This window comes from Roseomonas fluvialis (assembly GCF_022846615.1).
Taxonomy (GTDB): domain Bacteria; phylum Pseudomonadota; class Alphaproteobacteria; order Acetobacterales; family Acetobacteraceae; genus Neoroseomonas; species Neoroseomonas fluvialis.
The window spans coordinates 541,617-561,537 of sequence record NZ_AP025637.1 but is presented as its reverse complement, the minus strand read 5'-3'; the positions used below and the strand labels follow the sequence as shown (position 1 = coordinate 561,537).

The 19,921-nt window shown below is 71.3% G+C and carries 19 protein-coding genes; 7 read left to right on the top strand and 12 right to left on the bottom strand.

Annotated elements, in window-relative coordinates; translation table 11 throughout:
* The first annotated feature begins 1 nt into the window (after position 1).
* The gene (locus MWM08_RS02730; protein WP_244457942.1) at positions 2-583 is read left to right on the top strand and encodes a nitrile hydratase subunit alpha; all 582 of its coding nucleotides are present in this window, start codon (positions 2-4) and stop codon (positions 581-583) included.
* On the opposite strand, the gene MWM08_RS02725 is transcribed toward MWM08_RS02730, so the two are convergent.
* Positions 540-1,475, bottom strand: coding sequence for a transglutaminase family protein (locus MWM08_RS02725; RefSeq protein WP_244457941.1), 936 nt, complete (start codon positions 1,473-1,475; stop codon positions 540-542). The two genes, MWM08_RS02730 and MWM08_RS02725, sit on opposite strands and share 44 nt — an antisense overlap.
* A gap of 65 nt (positions 1,476-1,540) precedes the next feature.
* Positions 1,541-2,239 carry a CBS domain-containing protein gene (locus MWM08_RS02720; protein ID WP_244457940.1) on the bottom strand — a complete coding sequence of 233 codons (699 nt, stop codon included), beginning with the start codon at positions 2,237-2,239 and terminating at the stop codon, positions 1,541-1,543.
* 144 nt (positions 2,240-2,383) lie between these two features.
* Between MWM08_RS02720 and MWM08_RS02715 the strand changes: the two genes are divergently transcribed.
* Together MWM08_RS02715 and MWM08_RS02710 are read left to right on the top strand one after the other, a co-directional pair.
* Positions 2,384-3,361 (top strand): TAXI family TRAP transporter solute-binding subunit, encoded by a 978-nt coding sequence (locus MWM08_RS02715; RefSeq protein ID WP_244457939.1) that lies wholly within the window; start codon positions 2,384-2,386, stop codon positions 3,359-3,361.
* A gap of 190 nt (positions 3,362-3,551) precedes the next feature.
* On the top strand, positions 3,552-5,567 hold the full coding sequence (locus MWM08_RS02710) for a TRAP transporter permease (RefSeq protein ID WP_244457938.1): 2,016 nt from the start codon (positions 3,552-3,554) through the stop codon (positions 5,565-5,567).
* Here MWM08_RS02710 and MWM08_RS02705 read toward each other — a convergent pair.
* From MWM08_RS02705 to MWM08_RS02685, 5 genes are all read right to left on the bottom strand, one after another.
* Positions 5,552-6,076: a dihydrofolate reductase family protein gene (locus tag MWM08_RS02705; protein WP_244457937.1), complete on the bottom strand. Its 525-nt coding sequence runs from the start codon at positions 6,074-6,076 to the stop codon at positions 5,552-5,554. The genes MWM08_RS02710 and MWM08_RS02705 overlap by 16 nt on opposite strands.
* Positions 6,073-6,645, bottom strand: coding sequence for a hypothetical protein (locus MWM08_RS02700; protein ID WP_244457936.1), 573 nt, complete (start codon positions 6,643-6,645; stop codon positions 6,073-6,075). The genes MWM08_RS02705 and MWM08_RS02700 overlap by 4 nt, the downstream gene beginning before the upstream one ends.
* A 12-nt stretch (positions 6,646-6,657) precedes the next feature.
* The gene (gene mdoH / locus MWM08_RS02695; RefSeq protein ID WP_244457935.1) at positions 6,658-8,316 is read right to left on the bottom strand and encodes a glucans biosynthesis glucosyltransferase MdoH; all 1,659 of its coding nucleotides are present in this window, start codon (positions 8,314-8,316) and stop codon (positions 6,658-6,660) included.
* Positions 8,317-8,397: 81 nt separating this feature from the next.
* A complete protein-coding gene (locus MWM08_RS02690) occupies positions 8,398-9,186 on the bottom strand; it encodes a hypothetical protein (protein WP_244457934.1) in 789 nt (262 codons plus the stop codon).
* Positions 9,183-9,608 carry an ABA4-like family protein gene (locus tag MWM08_RS02685; RefSeq protein ID WP_244457933.1) on the bottom strand — a complete coding sequence of 142 codons (426 nt, stop codon included), beginning with the start codon at positions 9,606-9,608 and terminating at the stop codon, positions 9,183-9,185. The genes MWM08_RS02690 and MWM08_RS02685 overlap by 4 nt, the downstream gene beginning before the upstream one ends.
* 82 nt (positions 9,609-9,690) lie before the next feature.
* Here MWM08_RS02685 and MWM08_RS02680 point away from each other — a divergent pair, with 82 nt between their 5' ends.
* Positions 9,691-10,368, top strand: coding sequence for a TetR/AcrR family transcriptional regulator (locus MWM08_RS02680; protein ID WP_244457932.1), 678 nt, complete (start codon positions 9,691-9,693; stop codon positions 10,366-10,368).
* Here the strand turns inward: MWM08_RS02680 and MWM08_RS02675 are convergent.
* From MWM08_RS02675 to MWM08_RS02665, 3 genes are all read right to left on the bottom strand, one after another.
* On the bottom strand, positions 10,304-11,275 hold the full coding sequence (locus MWM08_RS02675) for a Bug family tripartite tricarboxylate transporter substrate binding protein (protein ID WP_244457931.1): 972 nt from the start codon (positions 11,273-11,275) through the stop codon (positions 10,304-10,306). The two genes, MWM08_RS02680 and MWM08_RS02675, sit on opposite strands and share 65 nt — an antisense overlap.
* Before the next feature lie 147 nt (positions 11,276-11,422).
* Positions 11,423-13,120, bottom strand: a complete 1,698-nt coding sequence (locus MWM08_RS02670) for a stimulus-sensing domain-containing protein (RefSeq protein ID WP_244457930.1) — start codon at positions 13,118-13,120, stop codon at positions 11,423-11,425.
* A 63-nt stretch (positions 13,121-13,183) separates the two neighbouring features.
* Entirely contained in the window at positions 13,184-13,885 is a 702-nt protein-coding gene (locus MWM08_RS02665; protein ID WP_244457929.1) for a response regulator transcription factor, read from the bottom strand.
* Positions 13,886-13,989: 104 nt separating this feature from the next.
* Here MWM08_RS02665 and MWM08_RS02660 point away from each other — a divergent pair, with 104 nt between their 5' ends.
* Positions 13,990-14,724 (top strand): HugZ family pyridoxamine 5'-phosphate oxidase, encoded by a 735-nt coding sequence (locus MWM08_RS02660; protein WP_244457928.1) that lies wholly within the window; start codon positions 13,990-13,992, stop codon positions 14,722-14,724.
* A gap of 94 nt (positions 14,725-14,818) precedes the next feature.
* Complete coding sequence (locus MWM08_RS02655) at positions 14,819-16,414, top strand: phosphoenolpyruvate carboxykinase (RefSeq protein ID WP_244457927.1); 1,596 nt, start codon at positions 14,819-14,821, stop codon at positions 16,412-16,414.
* On the opposite strand, the gene MWM08_RS02650 is transcribed toward MWM08_RS02655, so the two are convergent.
* The gene (locus tag MWM08_RS02650) at positions 16,411-17,523 is read right to left on the bottom strand and encodes an alpha/beta fold hydrolase (protein WP_279323227.1); all 1,113 of its coding nucleotides are present in this window, start codon (positions 17,521-17,523) and stop codon (positions 16,411-16,413) included. The genes MWM08_RS02655 and MWM08_RS02650 overlap by 4 nt on opposite strands.
* Before the next feature lie 166 nt (positions 17,524-17,689).
* Between MWM08_RS02650 and MWM08_RS02645 the strand changes: the two genes are divergently transcribed.
* Positions 17,690-19,633, top strand: a complete 1,944-nt coding sequence (locus MWM08_RS02645; RefSeq protein WP_244457926.1) for a polysaccharide biosynthesis protein — start codon at positions 17,690-17,692, stop codon at positions 19,631-19,633.
* Here the strand turns inward: MWM08_RS02645 and MWM08_RS02640 are convergent.
* Positions 19,627-19,908, bottom strand: a complete 282-nt coding sequence (locus MWM08_RS02640; protein ID WP_244457925.1) for a glycine zipper domain-containing protein — start codon at positions 19,906-19,908, stop codon at positions 19,627-19,629. The two genes, MWM08_RS02645 and MWM08_RS02640, sit on opposite strands and share 7 nt — an antisense overlap.
* Between the last annotated feature and the right edge of the window lie 13 nt (positions 19,909-19,921).

Genomic DNA, 19,921 nt, shown 5'->3' with positions numbered 1-19,921 from the left:
CATGGCCGCACCGCCGCGCCCCGACAGCCTTGCCTTGCTCGACCGCCTGGTGGCGGCGCTCGAGGCCAAGGGCATCGTCACCGAGGCCGAGATCGCCGCGCGCCAGGCCAGCACCGACAAGGCCAGCCCCGAGACCGGCGCGCGCATGGTCGCGAAGGCCTGGACCGACCCGGCCTACCGCGAATTGCTGCTGACCGACGGCAAGGCCGCCGCCGAGGCCATGGGCGTGTCCATGGCCGGCGCGCCACCGCTCGGCGTGCTCGAGAACACGCCGACGCGGCACCACCTGGTGGTCTGCACGCTGTGCTCCTGCTACCCGCGTGCAGTGCTGGGCTATCCGCCGAACTGGTACAAGTCGTTCGAGTATCGGTCGCGCGCCGTCCGTGAACCGCGGACGGTGCTTGCGGAATGGGGGCTGAACCTGCCCGACAGCGTCGAGACCCGCGTGGTGGACAGCACCGCCGACTACCGCTGGATGGTGCTGCCGATGCGCCCGCCCGCGACCGAGGGCTGGGACGAAGCGCGGCTCGCGTCGATCGTCACGCGGGATTGTCTGGTGGGGGTGGCGGTTCCGACACCGTAGCGGGCGGATCGTCGCCGACCTTCACAGTGACATCCACGTGCAGGCCGGCGAAGGCGTCGGCCGTGCCGATGTAGCCACCGCCGACCGGCACCGCCTGTTCGGGTGTGCGAGTCGAGCCCACGCGGATCAGGTTCTCGCCCGCGACCAGCCCGTTGGTGGGGTCGTATTCCACCCAGCCCGCGCCAGGCACGTAGACCGAGCACCAAGCATGCGTGGCGCCGCCGCCGACCACGCCCTCGGTCCCCGCCGAGTCATACAGGTAGCCGGTGACGAAGCGCGCGGCGAGGCCGAGCGCGCGCGCCGCCTCCATCATCAGCAGGGTGAAGTCTCGGCAGGCGCCGCGGCCAGTCTCGAGCGTGACCACCGGGCTGTTGGTGCCCTCCGCGTCGCGCCCTTCGTAGCTGAACTCGTCGCGGATCGCGCGCGTCATGGCTTCGAGCATCGGCAAGGTGCGCGTCTGACCACCCGGATCGAGGAAGCGACGCGCCCAGGCATCGACGCGCCGCTGCGGGTCGGGCAGCAGGCGGACGCGGAAATGCTCGAGGTCCGGCGCTTCCTCCGCGCCGTAGGAGAAGGGGAAGATCTCGACGGAGGGGTCGAGCGTGGCGCGCGGCAGCGCCGGCCCGGCAGGAAAGTGTTCGAGATCGAGCGTGGAGACGATCTCTAGGTGATCGGTCGTGGCACCCTCGGCCCAGTCGAGCAGGCATACCGAATTGCCGAAGACGTCATGGGCCCATCGCGTGGCCTCCGGCGCCGGGCTGATCGTCATGGTGGCGTCGTGCAGGCGCAGGTCGTGGCTGTCGCGCGGGCGCACCATCAGCCGGTGCTGAGACAGCCCCACCGGCGCGCTGTAGTCGTAGCGCGTGGTGTGGCGGATGCGAACGCGGGCCATGCGGCGATACCTCGGGATGGTCTGTGTGGCACCATAACCCGGAATCACCGCGAGGGTTTCGCGGGTTACACCCCGCCGTAGATGAACACCGGCATGGGCTGGGTGTCGTCGACCACCGCCTTCACGCCCGGCACGTTCTCGGCCAGCACGCGCAGCGCGCGCTGCACCGCGTCCGACCGGCGGAAGCCGTGGAAGGTCACGGTGCCGTCCTTGACCTCGACCATGGTGTAGAAGGTGTCGGTCCAGGGTTCCTTCTTCATCGCTGCCATCACGGCGCGGCGCACGCGCTCGTCCGACAGTTCCGCATCCTGGTGCGGCGGCGCGACCAGCGCGCGCAGCAGGTCGGCGCGACTGACGATGCCGCGCAGGCGATCGCCCTCGGTCACCACGACGCGGCGGATGTTCTGCTTCTCCATCATCTGCGCAATGTGCGCGGCGGTGGTGTCCGGCGCCACGGTCACAACCTTTTCGGTCATCAGGTCCTTCGCCGTCACGCCATGCGTGCGCGCGAAGCGCTCCGCCTGGCTGGCCGGATCGGCGAACAGTGCGCCGAACCAGGAGGACGGCTTGTCTTCCTCGCCCGCCAGGCGACGGACCAGGTCGGCCTCGGTGACGATGCCGAGCACCTTGCTGTCCTTGTCCACCACCGGCACGGCGGAAATGCCGCGATCGGCGAGCAGGCGCGCCATGGCCATCACGGGCGTCTCGGGCGGCACGGTCACGACGTCGGGGGTCATCAGGTCGCGGGCGAGCAGGCCAGTCATGGATGCGGTCCTCCGGGATCGATACGCGACGGATAGCGCCGCGGTTGCACCCATGCCTTGCGCCAGATCAACGGCGCGGGCTTCAAAGCGGCGCCGCGGGCGGCTATCTACGAAGCCGCGACCAAGAAACACAGAGGAACACACATGTCCGGGATCACACGCCGCCAGACCCTCGCCGCCGCGGCCGGCACACTGGCACTGCCGGGCGTTGCACGCGCCCAGGCGCAGCAGCAACTCGCCATCGCGACCGGCACGACGGGCGGCGTCTACTATCCGCTCGGTGGTGCGCTCGCGAACTATCTCTCGCGCGGCATCGCGGGCATGAGCGCCACGGTGGAAGTCACCGGCGGGTCGGTTGCCAACCTGCAGCTGCTGGGGGCGAACCGCGTCGGCATGGTGCTGACGCAGGTCGATGCGGCAGTGGACGCGATCCGCGGCAATGACCGCTTCCGCGGCCGGCCGGTGCCGGTGCGCGCCATCTCGGTGCTGTACACCAACCGCATGCAGGTGGTGACGGTGGCATCGACCGGCATCCGCACCATGGCGGACCTGAAGGGCAAGCGCGTGTCCACCGGCGCGCCGGGTTCGGCGACCGAGATCATGGCCTTCCGCCTGATCGAGGCCGCGGGCCTCAACCGCGAGACCGATTTCCGCGCGCGCGAACGCCTCTCGCCGGCCGAGAGCACCAATGCGATCAAGGACGGCAAGCTGGATGCGTATTTCTTCGTCTCCGGCGTGCCGACCAGCGCGATCACCGACCTCGGTGCCACGCCCGGCGTGCAGCTGGTGATGATCGACCACGACCAGTTCGTGCCCGCGATCGTCGAGAAATACGGCCCGGTCTATTTCGCCGAAACCATCCCGGCCGGCACCTATCCCGGCCAGACCGCGCCCAACAAGCAGATGTCGGTCGCGAACATCGTGGCCGTGCGCGAGGACATGCCCGCGGCGCTGGTCACGCAGATCCTGCAGATCATGTGGGGCAACCGCGAGGACTGGGCGCGGGTGCATTCCGCCGCGCGCGACTTCAACCTGGAAGGGCAGAAGTCGGCCGCGGCCGGCGTGCCCTGGCACACGGCGGCCGAGGCCTTCTGGAAGGCGCAGGGCGCGACGCTCGCCTGAGGCGGCACCGCAGCGGCACTTCATGCGGGAGCGGTCCATGCGGGCCGCTCCCGAACTGCATTGACGGCAACCAGCATTTTCGAGCCAGGCAGGATGGCCTGGCGAATCGGAAAATGCGGCAGAACAAGCGGCTGGACCCGCTTCACCGCGATCGGCGCGGGGATGCGGTTCCAGCGCCGGAGCACCGCCCGTGACCAGCACGCACCACCTCCCGCCCGAGGCCGCCGCCGCGGCACTCGACGACGCCACCGCCGCGCGCGTCGAGGCGCTGATCGAGGAGGAGGAGGGCGCGCAGAACCGCTTCTCCGGCTGGCTCGGCTATGTCGCGACCATGCTCGCGCTCGCGATGTCGCTGTTCCACCTCTGGGCAGCGTGGGACATCGTGCCGACCACGACGCTGCGCTTCGTGCATGTCGGCTTCGCGCTGGTGCTGAGCTTCGTGCTGTTCCCGATGCTGCGGCGGCACCGCAACCGGCTGATGCCTTGGGACGTGGTCCTCGCGGCCGCGTCGATCTACGTCATCTACTACCTGATCGCCGGCGGCGATGATCTGCAGGACCGCGCCATCTTCCCCGACCCGATGGACATCGCGGTGGGGTGGATGCTGATCGCGCTGGTGCTGGAAGCGACGCGCCGTGCGACGGGGCCGGTGATGCCGGCGGTGGCGATCTTCTTCCTGCTGTACGGCTTCTTCGGCAACCACCTGCCGGCACCCTGGCAACACCAGGGCTACGATTCCGAACGCATGATCCCGCATATCTCGATCGGGCTCGATGGCATCTTCGGCACGGCGGTGGATGTCTCGGCGACGCTGATCGTGCTGTTCACCATCTATGGCGCCATCCTGCAGGCCTCGGGCGCGGGGAAGTTCTTCGTGGACTTCTCCTTCGCCGCCACGGGCGGCAAGGCGGCGAGCGCGGGGCGGACCGTGGTACTGTCGTCGTTCCTCCTGGGCGGGCCGTCCGGGTCGGGGGTCGCCACCACCGTCACGCTCGGTACCGTCGCCTGGCCGATGATGAAGAAGGTCGGCTACCGGCCCGACGATGCCGGCGGGCTGCTCGCGGCCGGAGGTCTTGGCGCGATCATCTCGCCGCCGGTGCTGGGTGCGGCGGCCTTCCTGATCGCCGAGTACCTGAAGCTCGGATATCTGGATGTGCTGAAGATGGCGGTGATCCCGACCATCCTCTACTACGCCTCGCTGTTGTTCATGGTGGAACTCGACCAGAAGCGCATCCGCGCGCAACGCGGCGGGATGGACAGCGCCGAGGGCATCAAGGTCGACCCCATCCCGGTGCTGCTGCGCCGCTACGGCTTCCACTTCACGTCGCTGGTCGCGATCGTCGCCTTCATGGTGTGGGGGTATTCGGCGACGCTGTCGGTGCTCTACGCCATGATACTGGCGGTGCTGCTCTCCTTCATCCGGCCGGAGCAGGCGCTGTGGCCGAAACGGCTGGTCGAGGCTCTGGCCGGCGGCGCGATCCAGGCGGTGGGCATCGCGGCCACCTGTGCGTCGGCCGGCATCATCGTGGGCGTCATCACGCTGACCGGGCTCGGGCTGAAGTTCAGCGACATCGCGATCCAGGCGGCGGGCGGGTCCGTGGTTGTGACCGCGCTCTACACCGCGCTGATCGTCTGGATCGTCGGCCTCGCGGTGCCGGTCACCGCGTCCTACATCATCTGCGCCGTGGTGGCCGCGCCGGCGCTGATGAAGCTCGGCGTGCCGGACTATGCGGCGCATATGTTCGTCTTCTACTACGCGGTGCTGTCGGAGGTGTCCCCGCCCACCGCGCTGTCTCCCTTCGCCGCCGCCGCGATCACCGGCGCGGGGCCCTACCGCACGACGCTGCAGGCCTGGAAATACACCCTGCCCGCCTTCCTGCTGCCCTTCGTCTTTGTCACCGACCCCGAGGGCGTGGGCCTGCTGCTGAATTTCCGCGACGGCATGACCTGGCTCGATGTGTTGTGGCAGTTCGTGCTCGCGGCGGCGGGGCTTGCGGCACTCGCGGCTGCGGCGCAGGGCTACGGGCTGCGCATGATGGCCGCGTGGGAACGCCTGGGCTTCGTGCTGGCCGGGCTGCTGATGATCTTCCCCGCGTTGCTGCAGCATGCGGCGGGGGACCTGGTGCCCTATCCGCACCTGATCGGGATGGCGCTGGCGACCGTGCTGCTGGTGCTGCAGCAGCGGGGCGGTCAGGCGCGCGCGTAGTTCAGCGCGACCACGCCGTTCGGATAGGGCCGCGCCTCGCGCAGCGTGAGTGCGCGGGGCGCCCCGTCCGTGGCGAACAGCCTCAGGCCGGCGCCGAGCAGCAGCGGCATGACGAAGATCTCGATGCTGTCGACCAGCCCGCGCGCCAGGCAGGCCTGCGCCAGCGCCGCGCCGCCGAGCAGCCAGATGTCGCCCGTCGTCTCCCGGCGCAGGCGCGCGATGACACCGGCGAGATCGCCCTGCGCGGCTTCGACGCCATCGGGCGCATCGGCATCAAGCGCGCGATGCGTCATCACCACCACGCGCTTGCCGGCATAGGGCCATTCCCCGAAGCCACGCGCCTGGTCGTAGGTGGTGCGCCCCGTCAGCACCGTGCCGACCTCCGCGAGGAAGGCGTCCATGCCGTAGTCCTCGGCTTCGAAGGGCGCGAGCCAGCCGACCCCACCCTGCGAATCCGCGAGGCAGCCATCGAGCGAGACGGCGGCGTAGAGCCTGACCCGCGCGGTCATGCGCGCCGCCGCCACTGCGCCCGCGCCACGCGCACCCGGCGGACCAGCGCGCCGCCACGCCACGCCAGCCGCGCGCGCAGCGCCTCGACCGCGCCATGCACCGCCGCGATCGCGCGCCGCACCGCCTGCCAGGCCGGCAGCGCATCCAGGACCGCATGCGCACCCGCCACCAGCGCGACGACCCAGTTCCGCGTCCGGGCGAAGGCCGGGATCGTCATCAGCTTCGGTTCCGCCACCACATAGAGCCGCGCCGAGAAGGCGACACCCACGGTCTTGGCCAGCAGCAGCGTGCCGGCGCCGAGCAGCCAATGCCCCGTGCCGAACAGCCACAGCGCCGCGATCTTGACCGGCACCAGGGCCACGATCGGGATGCCGAACAACAGCAGGACGATCCGCGCATCCATCCGCAGGATCAGGCGTTCCAGCACCGAAAACACCGGAATGCGCGCGATCAGCCCGCCCACCGCGCGCGCCCAGCGCCACAGCGTCTCCTCCAGCAGCACCCAGAGGAAGGCGAGCAGCAGCACGGGCGACTTCAGTGCGCCGCGGATCGGGTGACGCCGGTCCATCGCCGGAGCCTATCACGCCGGCACGGGCATTTCCTCCGGCAGCGCGCAGATGCCGCGCGCGCGCAACCAGGCGGAGAAGCCGGGGTCGGCCGTGACCACAGCGAAGGGGATCGCCAGCACCAGCGAGAGCAGCACCGGCGCAGCCAGCAGCAGCGCCAGCGGCGAGGCCGCCGCGAAGATCGCTCCGAACACCACCCCCGCCAGCGTCGGCGCCCAGAACTGCCGCGCCGCATCGCCCCAGGACACGCCGCGATCGGCGCGGTTCTGCGCCGTCCACCCCACCCGCATGCCGAAGGGAAGCGCCAGGAGGAACAGGGACTGCGCCATGAGACGCGCCGGTTCCATCAGCGTGGTGAAGGCGATCTCGGCGGCGGCACTGCGCGCCACCGCGCCACGCCCGCCATGGCGCGCGGCGAGCGCCGGGTTCAGCAGCAGCTCGGCGTATCCCGCGAGCTTGGCGGCGTAGTGGCAGGCCCAGGTCGCGGCCAGCAGCAGCACCAGCAGGCCGGTGGGCGTGGACGCCCCGGCGCCGGTGAGCGCATTCAGCCCGGCCAGTAGCAGGATCGCACACCACAGCGGCGCGCCCAGGAACAGCAGGATCGCCTGCACCAGCTGCCAGCGCGCCATCAGCGTCTGGCCGGGCAGGCGCAGCAGGGCCAAATACTGCATGTTGCCGCCGGCCCAGCGCAGGTCGCGGGTGACGAAATCGCCGAAGGTGGGCGGGTTGCCCTCCGCGCTGCCGGTGTCGTCGGGCAGCACGCGCACCTTCCAGCCGGCAGCATGCAGGCGCGTCGCCTCCACCTGGTCGTGGCTGAGGATGCGCGAGCCGTCCGGCAGAGGGCCGAGCCGGCAGAGCTCGCGGAACGGCGCGATCCGGATCAGCGCGTTGTGGCCCCAGTACGGCCCCTCGTCGCCCTGCCACCAGGCCTGGCCAGTCGCCCAGGCGCGCATGCCATGGCGCATGCCGAACTGGAACACGCGCGGGAAGGCAGCGGTGGCGGGGCGTCCATGGATCAGCTGCTGCAGGATCGCGAGACGATCATCGGCCTCCATGCACGCGACCAGGCGCAGCACGGCGGCGGGCGTCATCTCGGAATCGGCGTCGAGGCACAGGAAATACGCGAGGCCGTCCGCGTGATTGTCCAGGAAGTCCATCACGTTGCCCGCCTTGAAGCCCTCATTCGCCGTACGACGGCGGTAATGGGCGTTGGGGCGCGTCCGCGCGAAGGCGAGGAAGGCGGCTTCCTCGGCGATGGCGGCCTCGCCCGCGGGCGTGTCGGACAACACCCAGAGGTCGAAGCATGCGGCCGGCAGCCCGTCGATCAGCCGGCCAAGCGGCGGCAGGACGGCGGACATGTCCTCGTTGCGGACACAGATGGCGATCGCGGTGCGCCCGCGCGGGGGGCCGGGGCGCGCGGCGCGCAGCGCGGGCAGCACCGCGGCCGGCGGGTCGCGTGCACCCAGCAGGATCACGAGGCCGACCAGCGCATTCGCGGCCGACAGCGCACTCCAGGGCACTGTGCCGAGGTAGCAGGCCAGGATCATCACCTCCCACACCGTCCATCCGCCCGGCGCCAGCACGGCGATGGCAAGGGCGACCAGCCCGGCCGTGATGGCGAGGACCAGCAGCAGGAAGACGGCGCGGCGCAGCAGCGGGGATTCGGTCGGCACGGGAGCCATGTATGCCGCGACCGTGGCGGGATTGCGAAGCGGCTGTCGCCGCGGCAGCCCAGGCCCCTTGCGGGCAGCGCGCTACAGCGCCACCCCTGCGCGCGCCAGCGCGAAGGCGCCGAGCGTCAGCCCGACCCAGCCAGCGGCACCGGCCGCAAGCCACGCCCGCGGCGCCGCCGCGCCCGCCCGCAGCAGCCCCCAGGCCAGCAGCGGCAGCGCCTGCATGGCATGGACGGCGAGGAAATGCGCCACGCGCAGATCGCCACCGCTGCGTGACCAGAAGAAGGGCGGCCAGGCGCCGGCGTCGCTCGCCTCACCCCCCACATACGGCCCGGTCCCACCACCGATCGCGAGGCCGGTGAAGATGCCGAGCAGCCCCGCGCCGACGAAGCCCGCGGCAATCCCGAGCCGCATGACCCGATGCCTCGTCGGATCGCCGCGCCAGGCCACCAGCGCGCCGAAGGCCGCGGCGCAGAGGCAGAGCAGCACGGCCGCAAGACCCATCACGCCGTAGACGGCGGCCCCCAGCGCATCCATGGCGAAGTGGGATGGCAGGCCGACCGCCGCGCGCAGCGCGATCCAACCGACCTCGAAGCCACCGCAGACGATGGTGCCGGCCACGATCACCCGCGCGGCACGCCCCGCCCGCCAGGCGCGACCGAGCGCCGTCCAGGCCCAGGCCATGGTCCAGCACCACACCGCCAGCGACGCCGCGAACTTCGCCGGCTTTACCCAGACGCTGACGCCGCGAATCTCGCGCGCATCGAACGGCATGGCGACCAGGCACAGCACCAGGATCGCCGCCATCGCGAGGCCGGTGCGCGCCAGCGCCGGCTGCCGGAGATGCAGCGCCGCGAAACCCGCGGTCACGACACCACTGCGCCACGGCGGGCCGCGCGCAACGCAAAGAACGCCAGCAGCCCGACCGGCCCGGCCAGGAAGGTCAGCGGCAGCGCCGGGTAGACCTGCCACCAGGCCAGCGCCTCCTGCGTCGCGCGCCGGCACATCCAGGCGCCGATGAACAGATCGAAGGCCAGGTAGTGCACCCAGCCCGCCAGCAGCAGCCCGTCGCGGGCGAACAGGGCACGGACGCCCGCCAGCGTCGAGAAGCCGCCCTCCGCACCCGGCGCATGGGTCGCCAGCAGCACGGCGTACAGCAGCGCGAGTGCCACCGGGATGCCGACCCCCGCGACATGCCAATGCGCCCAACGTCGACGTGGTGCGGCCACCAGCACCAGCCAGCCGGCGAGCGCCAGGGTGTTGGCGGCGGAAAAGAGGGCCTCGGCAGGCATGGGGGCACCTTGATCTGACCGATGGTCAGTTACGGCACGTCTGACCGTTGTCAAGTTTCGCGCCGCGGCGCAGGGTCCGGCCATGCCTGTCGCCCGCAAGCCCGCCGGCCGCCATCACCACGGCACGCTGCGTCGCGCCCTTCTCGATGCCGTCGCCGAGATCCTGCGCGAAGCCGGGCCGGACGCGCTGAGCCTGCGCGCTGCGGCACGCCGCGCGGGTGTCTCGCATTCCGCCGCGGCACCGCATTTCGGCGACCTGGCGGGGCTGCTTACCGCCTTTGCCGCCGAAGGCAGCGAACGCCTGGCCGCCAGCATGCGCCGCTGCATGGCCGAGGATCCGGCCCATCCCCTGCTCGCCGCGGGGCGCGGCTACGTCGGCTTCGCCGCGGCCCACCCGCAGCATTTCCGCCTGATGTTTGGCACCGCCGTGCTGCGGCACGACGACCCCGCCCTGTCCGCCGCGCGCACAGCATCCTTCGCCCCGCTGATCGAGACGATGCGCGCGCTGCACCCCGGCGCCGACGACGCCGCGTTGCGCGACCGGCTCGGCCTGGCCTGGGCGGCGGTGCATGGCTTCGCCGCGCTGCGCGCGGAAGGTGCCGGGGCAAAGCTGTGGCCCGAACCGGACGCCCTGGCGGCAGCCGAGGGCATGCTCCGCCTGCTAGTCGCGGCCTGCGGCGAAACCCCGCCGGCGGTCAGTCGATCTGCGCCCCCGACGCCCGCACCACCGGCGCCCAGGTCGCGACCTCGGCGCGCATGAAGGCATCGTAGGCGGCGGGGCCGAGCGGCCAGGGCTCGGCGCCGTAGTCGCGGATGCGCTGCGCGATCGCCGGATCCTCGAGCGCCGCCACGATCTCGCTGCCCAGCCGGTCGCGCACCGCGGCCGGGACGGCAGCCGGCATCGCGATCCCGTACCAGGACGCGACATCGAAATCGGGCACGCCCTGTTCCTGCAGCGTCGGCACCTCGGGCATGGTGCTGGCCCGCCGCGCGGTCGAAACCCCCAGCGCACGCAGCATCCCCGCCAGCACCTGCTGGCGCGACGCGGGCGCATTGTCGATCGCGAACAGCACCTCCCCGTTCAGCACCGCCGCCATGGACGGCGCGGTGCCGCGATAGGGCACATGCGTGACCTCCACGCCGGTGCGCATCCCGAACAGCAGCCCCGAGAGATGCGACGACGTACCCGACCCGGCCGAGGAGAAATTCGCCCGAGCAGGATTCGCCCGGCAGAAGGCGATCAACTCCGCCACCGTCTTCACCGGCCCGTCGCCCTTCACGATCAGAACGTTCGGCATCGCCGCGATCCGCGCCACCCCCGGCAGGTCCCGCAGCGGGTCGAAGGACAGCCGCCGGTACAGCGTCGGCCCGATCCCGTGCGAGGCGATATGGTTCACGTAGTAGGTGTAGCCATCCGGCGCGGCGCGCGCCGTGACCTCCGCCCCCACCATCCCGCCCGCACCAGGCCGCGGATCGATCACCATCGGCTGCCCCAGCCGCTCGCGCAGCCGGTTCTCCATCATGCGCAGGAAGATGTCGGAGACACCGCCCGCCGCCCCCCCGATCACGAAGCGAATGGGCTTGTCCGGCCAAGAACCCTGCGCCCGGAGACCAGGCGCAGCAAGAACCGCACCAACAACACCGAGACCGGCGCGACGGGTGAACATGACGCATCCTCCTGCACCCACTCATGACGGTGAGCTTCACGACCAGCCTAGCATCGCGGCGCGTGCGGCGGGCAAGCGGGTGGGCGCTGGCGTGGGGGAAGGGCGCTGCCGGGAGGGCTCTGCCCTCCCGGACCCTCCCGCCCGCGCTCACCCCGCCGGCAGCCGCACCACGAAGCGGGCGCCGGTGATGGTGCCCGGGGTGTCGCGGCGGTTCTCGGCGGTGATGGTGCCGCGCAGGCCTTCGACGATCTGTTTGCTGATCGACAGGCCGAGGCCGGAGTGTTGGCCGAAGCGTTCGCCGCGCGGGCGTTCGGAGTAGAAGCGTTCGAAGATGCTCTCCAGCTTCTGTTCCGGGATGCCGGGGCCTTCGTCCTCGATCGCGACCTCGGCCATGGCGCCGACCAGGCGGGCGCGGACCCATACACGGCCGTTGGGCGGGCTGAAGGACAGTGCGTTGCCGAGCAGGTTGCGGAAGACCTGCACGATGCGGCCCTCGACGCCGCGCACCACCATGGGGCCTGGCGGGGCTTCGAGCATGACGTGCGGGTCGTCTTCCTTGCGGGTGGCTTCGTGCAGGTCGGACAGCGCCAGCAGGATGGGGGCGATGTCGACAGGCGCCGAGATCGTGCGCGAGAGTTCCGCATCGACGCGCGAGCTGTCGGAGATGTCGCCGATCAGCCGGTCCATGCGCACGGCATCCTCGGCGATGATCGCCAGCAGACGGTTCCGGCTTTCGGGGTTTTCCACGCGGCGCAGCGTCTCCAGCGCCGAGCGCACGCTCGTCAGCGGATTGCGCAATTCGTGCGCGACATCGGCGGCGAAGCGCTCGTTCGCATCGATGCGCGCCCATAGCGCGCGGGCGGAATTCTGCAGGTCGCGCGCCAGCACACCGATCTCGTCGTTGCGGGCCAGCAGCGGGTCCGGGACCGATTGCTCACGGCCCTCGCCTTCGCGGATGCGCTGCGTGGCGCGCGCGAGGTCGAGCATCGGGGTCGCGATGGTGCGCGCCAGGTAGAAGGACAGCATGACGGTGAGCACCAGTGCCGTGCCGAACAGCAGCAGCACGGAGGCACGGATCTGGAACAGGCGTTCATCCACCTCGCGCGCTTCGCGGGTGAGGAGCACGATGCCGACCGGCTGACCGCCGCGGCGCGCGGGTTCCGCCACGCTGACCAGCAAGCGGCCATCGCCGGTGCGGCGGATATACGGGCGCACGCCGCCTTCAAGCGCCAGGCGCAGTTCCTCGCGCCGATCGGGGCCGAGGTCGGGCTGCCAGTCGAAATCCGGTGCCTCGGGGCCGACATCGACGGCGACGCCGCCGCGGCCCACGCCGCTGCGCAGCCCGGCGGGCAGCACGCCGACCAGGCGGTCGTACACACCGGCGACGGTCGAGGTCAGCGCGCCGCGCGGTTCGGGCGGTGGTAGCGGTTCGGTCACCACCGCGCCACCCGGGCCTTCGCGCACGCGGCTGTCGGCCACCATCAGGCCGGTATTGTCGAACAGCCGCGCCTGGGTGTTGGGCGAGGGTTCGACCAGGCGGCGCAGCAGCGGTCGCGCGGCGTCGGGCACCAGCACGGCGCGGTCGCCTTCGATGCGCACCGCAGCCTCGGCGATGCCGCCGGCGTAGATGCGCGCCTGGGTGCGCAGGCCCTCGACCTCGGCGGCGAGCAGCCCGTTCTGGTACTGGTCGAGATAGAGCAGCGACGCCGCGAGCAGCGCGGGCGGCACCGCATTGACCAGCAGGATGCGGCGTAGCAGCGGCGAGAAGCGGCGCTGGCCGCGCGGCGCGGCGGCAGTGCTGGTGCGCGGTGCGCCGGCGTCGGTGCGCGTGCTGCCGTCAGGCATGGTGCGCCGTCCGCGCCGCAAGCGCGCCAGCCGTCACGCGCCGATCTCGCGCCGGTCTGGCCATCAGGCTTCCTTGTAGCGGTAGCCGATGCCGTAGAGCGTCTCGATCTGGTCGAATTCGCCATCCACCTGGCGGAACTTCTTGCGGATGCGCTTCACGTGGCTGTCGATGGTGCGGTCGTCGACGTAGATGTTCTCGCCATAGGCGGCATCGATCAGCTGGTCGCGGTTCTTGACCATGCCGGGGCGCACCGCCAGCGCCTTGACCAGCAGGAATTCGGTGACGGTCAGCTGCACCTGGCCACCCTTCCAGACGCAGGTGTGCTTGGTCTCGTCCAGCACCAGGTCGCCGCGGGCGATGACACCGCCCGGCGGTGCGCCGGAACCCTCGGCGCGCGAGGCCTCGTTGCGGCGCAGCAGGGCGCGGATGCGTTCCAGCAGCAGCCGCTGGCTGAACGGCTTGGTGATGTAGTCGTCGGCGCCGAGGCGCAGGCCCATCAGCTCGTCGACTTCCTCATCCTTGGACGTGAGGAACACCACCGGCATGTTCGACCGCTGGCGCAGGCGCTGCAGCAGCTCCATCCCGTCCATCCGCGGCATCTTGATGTCGAGCACTGCGAGGTCCGCGGGCTTGGCCATGAGGCCCTGCAGCGCGCTCTCGCCATCGGTGAAGGTGCGCACGGTGTAGCCTTCCTGCTCCAGCGTCATCTGCACGCTGGTGAGGATGTTGCGGTCGTCGTCCACGAGGGCGATGGTCTGCGGCATGGGTCCTGTTCCGGGGCGTGTGCCGCCCGCCGAAGGTTGCGCGGCGCGGGCTGCGGCGCCAGTTTCGCGGGCGATTGTGGCACGAGACGGGCCGGAGGGGCGACATGGCGTCGGAGCAGGGAATTCGCGAGGCCCAGGTGCTGATCCGCGGCGCCGCCTCCGCCACGCTGGCCAGCAGCGCCGGCGGGCAGCCCTTCGCGTCGCTGGTCACGCCGGCACCGGCGCCGGACCTCTCGGCCCTGCTGTGGCTGTCCACCCTGTCGGAACACACGCGCCACCTGGCGGCGGAGCCGCGCTGCGCGCTGCTGTACACCGGCTTGGCGGAGGGGCCGAACCCGCAGACCGCTCCGCGCGTGACCGTCACGGGCCTCGCTGAGCCCGTGCCGGAGACTGAGGTCGCGCCGCTCAAGGCGCGCTGGCTGGCGCGGCACCCCTATGCCGCGCTCTATGCCGACTTCGCGGATTTCGGGCTGTGGCGCGTGCGCATCGGCGGCGCGCTGCATGTCGGTGGCTTCGCGCGCGCGGAACGCATCAAGGCCAGCGAATTGGCCCCCGACGCGGCCGCCCTGGCGGCGGTCGCCGCGGCCGAGGCCGAGATCATCCAGCACGTGAATGATGATCATTCCGATGCCGTGGCGGCGATTGCCGAGGGGCTGCTGGGCGCCGGCCCCGGTCCGTGGCGCCTGGTTGCGGTGGATGTCGATGGCTGCGACCTGTCCGATGGTAACCGGACGGTTCGCCTTGCGTTCTTAGCGCAGGTAAGCGATGCGGATGGCGTACGCGCGGCGTTGATCCGCGCGGCACGCGAGGGACGGGCGCGTTCCGGACAGGCAGGCTGAGGCGCGGCAGGGTTCGCCGCAATTCCGCCGCGGCGGTCTCGGACATGCGGCGGTCACCGCACTGCAACGCGACGTCCAGGAGAGTTGTTCAACAATGTCTTCCCCCGAGTCTGCGCTCGCCGGCACCGGTGTGCTCGCGCGCGGCGATGTCCACGCGAACCTTGCCGCCCCTGCCTTGGTGCAGCAGGCGCTGCGCCGCGGTGAGGGCCGGCTGTCCGCCGATGGCGCCTTCATCGCCGTGACCGGCGCGCATACCGGCCGGTCGGTCCAGGACAAGTTCGTGGTGGACGAGCCCGAGACACGCGATGCGGTGTGGTGGGGCAAGATCAATCAGCCCTTGCCGGCCGAGAAGTTCACGGCCCTGGCGGCCAAGGTGCGCGCCTATCTGTCGCAGAAGCCCGAGCTTTTCACCCAGGACCTGCATGCCGGCGCCGACCCGGCGCACCGCATTCGCGTGCGGCTGGTGACGCCCAGCGCCTGGCACGCGCTGTTCGCGCGCAACATTTTCATCCGCCCGGCGAAGGATGCGCTGGCCGGCTTCGCGCCCGACTGGACCATCATTCACGCCCCGGACTTCGAGGCCGACCCCGCCACCGATGGCTGCCGGAGCACGACGGTGATTGCGCTGTCGCTGGCCACGCGCACGATCCTGATCGCAGGCACGTCGTATGCCGGCGAGATCAAGAAAAGCATCTTCACCGTGATGAACTGGCTGCTGCCCGAACGCGGCGTGCTGCCGATGCATTGCTCGGCGAATGTCGGTGCCAAGGGCGATGTCGCGCTGTTCTTCGGCCTGTCGGGCACTGGTAAGACCACGCTTTCGTCCGACCCTGAGCGCGCGCTGATCGGCGATGACGAACACGGCTGGTCCGACGCCGGCGTCTTCAACTTCGAAGGCGGCTGCTACGCCAAGGTCATCCGCCTGTCGCGCGAGGCCGAGCCGCAGATCTGGGACGCCTCCCACCGCTTCGGCGCCGTGCTCGAGAACGTGGTGGCGGATGAAGATGGGCGCCTGGATCTCGACGACGGCACGCTGACCGAGAACACCCGGTCCTGCTACCCGATCGACTACATCCCGAACGTGGTGTCGTCGGGCACCGCCGGCCTGCCGAAGAACGTGGTGATGCTGACCGCCGATGCCTTCGGCGTGCTGCCGCCGATCAGCAAGCTCTCGGCCGCGCAGGCGATGTACCATTTCTTGTCCGGCTACACCGCGCGCGTCGCGGGCACCGAGAAGGGCATGGGCAAGGAACCGCAGGCGACCTTCTCCACCTGCTTCGGCGCGCCCTTCCTGCCGCGGCATCCGGAAGTGTACGGGCGCATGCTGTCGGACCTGATCTCGAAGCACGGTGCGGATTGCTGGCTGGTCAACACCGGCTGGACGGGCGGCGCCTATGGCACCGGCAAGCGCATGTCGATCCAGGTGACGCGGGCGCTGCTGCGCGCCGCGCTGGATGGTTCACTGGCGCAGGCGGAATTCACGCCCGACCCGTTCTTCGGGCTGATGATGCCCAAGGCCGTGCCGGGCATCCCGTCCAACGTGCTGAACCCGCGCGAGGGCTGGGCGGACAAGGCGGCCTACGACCGCACGGCGCAGAACCTGGTCGGGCTGTTCGAGAAGAACTTCCAGGGCTTCTCCGGCGGCGTCAGCGAGGATGTGCTGGCCGCGGCCATCCGCGCGGCAGCCTAGCCGCGCAGGAAGTCCAGCAGCAGCGCCACGGTCTCGGCCGGGCGTTCCTGCTGGACCCAGTGGCCGGCCCCCGGCACCAGGTGGGTGCCGCGCCAGTCGGCGGTGGCCTCGGCTTCCATCTTCGCCAGCGCGCCGGGCGCCTGCTGCACGCCCCAGTCGCGCGCGCCACCGATGAAGGTGGCCGGCACGTCGATCCGCTTGCCGGCAAAGGCCTCCATCTCGGCATTCGTGCCGGTGAAGCGCGTGCGGTACCAGTTCAGCCCGCCTTGGAAGCCGGTGCGCCCGTATTCCATTGCGTAGACCGCGAGCTCCGCCTCGGTCAGCCATTCGCAGGCGGCGACTTGCTCCGCGGATGGCATCTCGTGCGCGACGGTCTGCGGCATCGTCTCCTGCGCATCCATCACGTAGTAGGTCGGCAGCTTCGCCAGTTCGCTCGCCGTCCAGCCCGCCAGCGGATGCACGTCGTTGCCGGCCCAGTCGCCCGACTTGTGGTGGTAGTAGGCACGGATGAAGTCTGGCAGGCCCTGCGGCGAGGCCATGAGGTCGCCATTGGCCGGGCGCGTCGCGTAGTACCAGTGGTAGTGCTTGCGCGGCCGCGGAAGCGCGGCGAGGTCGGCCGCGATGTCCCGCGCCGGCGCGCGCAGCGCGGTCCCGAGCGCGGGCGGCCCGGCGAAGGGCGCGCTCATCAGCGCGACGCGGCGGAACACGTCCGGGCGCACCAGCGCGCAATGCGCCGCGACCGGCGACCCGAAGTCATGCCCGATCACCGCATGCACCTTTGCAATGCCCAGCGCCTTCAGCAACGACAGCTGGTCGCGGATCAGCGTGAACAGCGAGAAGTCCCGCAGGTCGGTGTCGTAGGCATCCGACCAGCCCGTGGTGCGGCCATAGCCGCGCTGGTCAGGCGCGATCACGTGGTAGCCGGCCTCGGCCAGCGGCAGCATCACGCGCCGCCAGGAATAGGCGAGCTCGGGAAAGCCGTGCAGCAGCAGCAGGACCGGCCGCCCGGCCTCGCCGGCCTCCAGCATGTGCATCGTCAGGCCGTTGATGCCCTCGATCCGACGGGCGCGAATGCCCGCGGGCAGGGTGGCGTGCGAAAGCGGGTCCATGGCGTTCCTCCGGGTCGTGCCGGCAGGCACGCGGTGCAGTTGGCGCCATCCGGCACCCGAATGGCACCCGGATCAAGCCACCGGCCGATCGGGCCAATAGGGCGCCGCGCCGCCCTGACCCCGATCCGCGATTCCGCCCGCCCCGAACGTGGTCTATAGGCCGTGCATGGCCCGTGGCCCTTCCCATCGCGTCGTCCTGAACCTCGCGCTCGACAGCCTGCTGGCACTGGCCGCCCTGCCGGCCGCGGTCTGGGCGGCGGCGCCCGGCGCCTGGCCGCCCGCGGCATGGTGGGCAGGGGCGCTGCCGGGGGCGGTGCTGGCGCTGGCTCTGGCCGGTGCGCCGCTGCGCCTGCCGCTGCAATACTGGCGCTTCGCCGGGCTACGGGACCTGTTGGCGGTGGCCGGCGCGGCCGTGCTGGCTGCGGCGCTGTTCGCCGCCGGGCTGCACCTGGTGGGCGCCTGGCGGCCGCCCAACCCGGCCTTCCCGGTGCTGCACGCCGCGGCGCTGGCCGTGCTGCTGGTGGGCGGGCGGGTCGCCGCACTGCTGCAGGCCGCGCGCCATGCCAGCGACGCCGCACCGGATGCGCAGAACGTGCTGCTGGTTGGCGCGGCAGAAGGCACCGACGTGTTCATGCGCGCCCTGGCGCATGACCGGCGCGCGCCCTATCGCGTGACGGGCATCCTGTCGCTGCGGGCGCGCCAGGCCGGGCGGCGGATGCAAGGCACGCCCATCCTCGGCACGGTCGAGGACACCGAGGCCGTGCTGGATTCACTGCGCGCCGAGGGGCGCCTGCCATCGGTCATCGTTCTCGCCTCGGGCCTGTCCGGGCCGGCGCTGGAGGGCGTGCTGGACGCCGCCGACCGCCATGGCGTGCCGGTGCGCCGCGCCCCCGCGCCGACCACGCTTGCACCCGCCGGCGAGGATTCGCAGCGCGTCGAATTGCGCCCGGTGTCGATCGAGGACCTGCTCGACCGCCCGCAGGTGCCGCTCGACCGCGAGGGCATGGCGCGGCTGGTGCAGGGCCGCCGCGTGCTGGTCACCGGTGCCGGCGGGACCATCGGCGGCGAATTGGCGCGGCAGGTCGCCGCCCTTGGCCCGGCCAGCCTGACCCTGCTCGATCACGGCGAATACGTGCTCTATGAGATCGACCTGGAACTGCGGGAAAAGCACCCCGAGGTCGCCCGCCGCGCCGTGCTGGCCGATGTCCGCGACGAGGCCCGCATCCGCCGCCTGTTCGAGGAGATCCGCCCCGAACTCGTGTTCCATGCCGCAGCGCTCAAGCACGTCCCGATGGTCGAGAACGACCCGCTGGAAGGGCTGCTGACCAATGCGCTCGGCACGCGCATCGTGGCGGATGCGGCGCGCGCGGTGGGCACCACGGCGATGGTCTTCATCTCGACCGACAAGGCGGTGAACCCGACCAGTGTGATGGGCGCGTCGAAGCGGCTGGCAGAGATGTACTGCCAGGCGCTTGATGTCGAAGCCAGGGCCGCGCGTGGCGGCATGCGCTGCATCACCGTGCGGTTCGGCAACGTGCTCGGGTCCACCGGCTCCGTCGTGCCGCTGTTCCGCCGGCAACTCGAACGCGGCGGGCCGCTCACGGTCACGCACCCCGACATGCGTCGCTACTTCATGACCGTGCGCGAGGCAGTCGGCCTGGTGCTGCAGGCCAGCGTGGTCGGCACCACCGACCCCGACAACATGCCCCCCGAATTGGCCGAGGGCGCCATCTTCGTGCTCGACATGGGGGAGGCGGTGAAGATCGTCGACCTGGCGCGCCGCATGATCCGCCTTGCGGGGCTGCGCCCGGACGATGATGTCGAAATCCGGTTCACCGGCCTGCGCCCCGGCGAGCGCCTGTTCGAGGAATTGTTCCACGGCCAGGAACCCCCGCGCCCCACGGCCTTCCCCGGCCTGATGGTGGCAACCCCGCGCACCGCCGACCCTGCCCTGGTCGGCCGTGCCATCGGGGAGATTGCCGCAGCGGGCCGCGCCGGCAATCCGCGCGCGGCGCTCCAGCAGCTCTCGCGCCTTGTGCCGGAATTCGCGCATGCCCCGGATGGGACGGCGGCGGCCGGCCCCACCGGGACCCGCGAGCGCCTTCAGTAGCCGTAGGGGTCGCGCTGGCGATAGCCGCGGCGCCGGTCGTCGCGCCGTGGCTGCTGCGACTGGTCGTAGACATACCCGCCCACGCCGCCGAGCCCGGCGCCGATCAGCGCCCCCAGCCCGGCATTGCCGCTGAACGACCCGACCACGCCGCCAAGCGCGCCCCCGCCCAGCGCGCCGATCCCGATATTTTGCTGCGTGGGCGTCAGCCCACCCTCGGCGCAGCCCGCGAGCGCGAGCCCGCCGGCCAGGACCAGCATGTGGCGATATCGGCGCATGGCTCGTTTCTCC

What these genes read in the sequence shown, in the direction of transcription:
- MWM08_RS02665 (WP_244457929.1), bottom strand. Translation starts at nt 13,885, where the DNA reads ATGCCGCAGACCATCGCCCTCGTGGACGACGACCGCAACATCCTCACC.
- MWM08_RS02720 (WP_244457940.1), bottom strand. Translation starts at nt 2,239, where the DNA reads ATGACTGGCCTGCTCGCCCGCGACCTGATGACCCCCGACGTCGTGACC.
- MWM08_RS02725 (WP_244457941.1), bottom strand. Translation starts at nt 1,475, where the DNA reads ATGGCCCGCGTTCGCATCCGCCACACCACGCGCTACGACTACAGCGCG.
- MWM08_RS02675 (WP_244457931.1), bottom strand. Translation starts at nt 11,275, where the DNA reads ATGTTCACCCGTCGCGCCGGTCTCGGTGTTGTTGGTGCGGTTCTTGCT.
- MWM08_RS02650 (WP_279323227.1), bottom strand. Translation starts at nt 17,523, where the DNA reads ATGGACCCGCTTTCGCACGCCACCCTGCCCGCGGGCATTCGCGCCCGT.
- MWM08_RS02660 (WP_244457928.1), top strand. Translation starts at nt 13,990, where the DNA reads ATGGCGTCGGAGCAGGGAATTCGCGAGGCCCAGGTGCTGATCCGCGGC.
- MWM08_RS02730 (WP_244457942.1), top strand. Translation starts at nt 2, where the DNA reads ATGGCCGCACCGCCGCGCCCCGACAGCCTTGCCTTGCTCGACCGCCTG.
- MWM08_RS02645 (WP_244457926.1), top strand. Translation starts at nt 17,690, where the DNA reads ATGGCCCGTGGCCCTTCCCATCGCGTCGTCCTGAACCTCGCGCTCGAC.
- MWM08_RS02715 (WP_244457939.1), top strand. Translation starts at nt 2,384, where the DNA reads ATGTCCGGGATCACACGCCGCCAGACCCTCGCCGCCGCGGCCGGCACA.
- MWM08_RS02655 (WP_244457927.1), top strand. Translation starts at nt 14,819, where the DNA reads ATGTCTTCCCCCGAGTCTGCGCTCGCCGGCACCGGTGTGCTCGCGCGC.
- MWM08_RS02680 (WP_244457932.1), top strand. Translation starts at nt 9,691, where the DNA reads ATGCCTGTCGCCCGCAAGCCCGCCGGCCGCCATCACCACGGCACGCTG.
- MWM08_RS02685 (WP_244457933.1), bottom strand. Translation starts at nt 9,608, where the DNA reads ATGCCTGCCGAGGCCCTCTTTTCCGCCGCCAACACCCTGGCGCTCGCC.
- MWM08_RS02640 (WP_244457925.1), bottom strand. Translation starts at nt 19,908, where the DNA reads ATGCGCCGATATCGCCACATGCTGGTCCTGGCCGGCGGGCTCGCGCTC.
- MWM08_RS02670 (WP_244457930.1), bottom strand. Translation starts at nt 13,120, where the DNA reads ATGCCTGACGGCAGCACGCGCACCGACGCCGGCGCACCGCGCACCAGC.
- MWM08_RS02700 (WP_244457936.1), bottom strand. Translation starts at nt 6,645, where the DNA reads ATGGACCGGCGTCACCCGATCCGCGGCGCACTGAAGTCGCCCGTGCTG.
- MWM08_RS02705 (WP_244457937.1), bottom strand. Translation starts at nt 6,076, where the DNA reads ATGACCGCGCGGGTCAGGCTCTACGCCGCCGTCTCGCTCGATGGCTGC.